The sequence below is a fragment of the Herbaspirillum sp. B65 genome, assembly GCF_000333555.1.
Lineage (GTDB): Bacteria > Pseudomonadota > Gammaproteobacteria > Burkholderiales > Burkholderiaceae_D > Herbaspirillum > Herbaspirillum rubrisubalbicans.
The window spans coordinates 1-2,621 of sequence record NZ_BADI01000824.1 but is presented as its reverse complement, the minus strand read 5'-3'; the positions used below and the strand labels follow the sequence as shown (position 1 = coordinate 2,621).

The following is a 2,621-nucleotide window of genomic DNA, read 5'->3' as shown; positions in this document are numbered from 1 at the left end:
GCCGGCAACGTCAGCGATCCCAGCGCAAAGCTGGAGTTCACCGTCGATACCACGCGNCCGCACACGCGCTTCTGGGCGCTGGCCAACAACAGCAGCGGTGACGAAGTGCTGCGCATCACCAATAACGGCACCATCAACGTGCGGGACCTGGATGCGGATAGCACCTGGCAATACAGCACCGATGGCGGCGCCACCTGGAGCAATGGCAGCGGCAACAGCTTCACCGTCAGCGGCGATGGCGACAAGCAGTTGCGCGTGCGACAGACCGACGCGGCCGGCAACACCACCACCAGCGCGGTGCTGACCATGAAGCTCGACACCACCCCACCGACCAAGCCGGGCCAGGCTGCGCTGGCCAACGACAACGGTGCCTCCCGCACCGACCTGCGCACCAACGATGGCCGCCTGCTGCCGCCGCCGGCCAGCGAAGCCGATCTGCGCTTCGAATACAGCGTCAACAATGGCGCGTGGACGTCCTTCAGCGAGCCCGTCAAGGGCTTCAAGGATGGCAACAGCGACGGTGACAAAAACGTGCGCGTGCGTAGCCGCCGAATCGCTGGAGGCCATCGCCACTGCGGCAGCCCACGTCATCGGCGAGGCCCTCACGGCGCGCTGGGTCAGCTACAAGACGCTGGGGCCGCAGCAACAGGTGGAGCAACTGGGACAGTGGAGCTTCCACGGCGGCCTCGATGCCGTAGCGGCTTACACCCCGCTGGACCTGCACGACCAACGGCGCCTGGCGCAGGCCGTGCGCAGCGGCAGCGTGGTGCTGGTGGGTGACGTGGCCAGCGACACCCGCACGGCAGCGCTGCGGCAGCAACACCTGGCGCTGGGCGTGGCCTCCTTCATGGACGTGCCGCTCATCGACGAGGGAGAACTGGTTGGCATCGTCCACGTCAGCAGCAATGTGCCGCGCACCTGGACCGACAATGAACTGGCCATCGTGCGCGAAGTCAGCCAGCAAACCCGCGCGGCCTTCGAACGCATCCGCAACCAGCAGGCGCTGGCAGCCAGCGAAGCACGGCTGCGCCAGATCAATGAATCGCTGGAAGCCGAAGTCAGCGCCCGTACCCGCGAATTGATGGCCACCGAAGAGGCGCTGCGCCATTCGCAGAAGATCGAAGCCATCGGTCAGTTGACCGGGGGCCTGGCGCATGACTTCAACAACCTGCTGGGCGGCATCTCCGGCAGCCTGGACCTGATGCGGGTGCGCCTGGTGCAGGGGCGGGCCGAGGAACTGTTCCGCTACATCGACCTGGCCGCACGCAGCACGCAACGCGCCGCTGCGCTCACGCAACGCTTGCTGGCCTTTGCGCGCCGGCAGACGCTGGCGCCGCGCCCGACCAACGTCAATACGCTCATCGGCGGCATGGAAGAGTTGATCCGTCGCACCATCGGCCCGGCCATCACGCTGGAAGTGATCAGTGCAGTCGGCCTGTGGCCGACCTTCGTGGATGGACCGCAACTGGAAAGCGCCTTGCTGAACCTGTGCATCAATGCCCGCGACGCCATGCCCGATGGCGGACGCCTGACCATCGAGACCGCCAACAAGTGGCTGGACGACAAATGGGCCCAGGAACGCGACCTGCCGGTGGGCCAGTATGTCTGCATCGCCGTCACCGACAATGGCACCGGCATGACGCCCGAGGTCATGGCCCGCGCCTTCGATCCCTTCTTCACCACCAAGCCCATTGGCGAAGGTACCGGGCTGGGACTATCGATGGTCTATGGCTTTGCGCGCCAGTCGGGGGGACAGGTGCGGCTGTATTCGGAACTCGGCCAGGGCAGTACGGTGTCGCTCTACCTGCCGCGCCATCAGCACGACGCCCAGGCCGAAGAATGCGAACCCGCCCCCCTGCCCGCCGCAGCCGGCAGCGGCGAAGTGGTGCTGGTGGTGGACGACGAAGCGTCCATCCGCCTGTTGCTGGTCGAAGTACTGAGCGAAGCCGGCTACACCACGCTGCAGGCCGAAGATGGGCCGGCTGCGCTGGGCATCCTGCAATCGGCCGCGCAGATCGACTTGCTCATCACCGATGTGGGCTTGCCGGGCGGGCTCAACGGTCGCCAGGTGGCCGATGCCGCCCGCACGGCGCGGCCCGAGCTGCAGGTCTTGTTCATTACCGGCTATGCGGAAAACGCGGCACTCGGCAATGGCCATCTGCAGCCCGGTATGCAGGTATTGACCAAGCCCTTCAAGATGGACACCCTGAGCCAGCGTGTACAGGCGATCCTGGACAGCCGTGGCAAGCGGGCTTGAGAGCGCTATGAAGGATTATTCCGGGATGCCCGAGCCGGTGTCATCGAAGGCCCCCAGCCGCCACGACACCGTATGCGCTGCCGCGCGCAGCAATTGCGCCACGTCCCCCTCGTAGCGCGGATCGTAACTGCCGCTGCTGCCCATGACCGCCATCACCAAGGCCAGTTGACCGGTGTGATTGAACACCGGCGCGGCCAGCGTGTTGATGCCGGGCACCGGACGGCCCAGCGCCTGGTCCAGCCGCTGGGTGCGGACCTGCTCCAGCCGTTGCGCATAATCGTGGCGCAGGCTGCCATCGGGATGACAAACGCTGTCGGGCTGCGCGCCTTCCATGCGGATCGCATCCATGGCCAGGGCGCCGGCC

At 66.5% G+C, this 2,621-nt stretch carries 2 protein-coding genes; one reads left to right on the top strand and one right to left on the bottom strand.

The annotated features are described in order from the left end of the window. Positions 1-520: 520 nt before the first annotated feature. Positions 521-2,257 (top strand): ATP-binding protein, encoded by a 1,737-nt coding sequence (locus I5W_RS19680; protein WP_252717128.1) that lies wholly within the window; start codon positions 521-523, stop codon positions 2,255-2,257. 15 nt (positions 2,258-2,272) lie between these two features. On the opposite strand, the gene I5W_RS19675 is transcribed toward I5W_RS19680, so the two are convergent. Next, positions 2,273-2,621, bottom strand: a 349-nt coding sequence (locus I5W_RS19675) for an IclR family transcriptional regulator domain-containing protein (RefSeq protein ID WP_044530496.1), incomplete at its 5' end; no start/stop codon positions are given.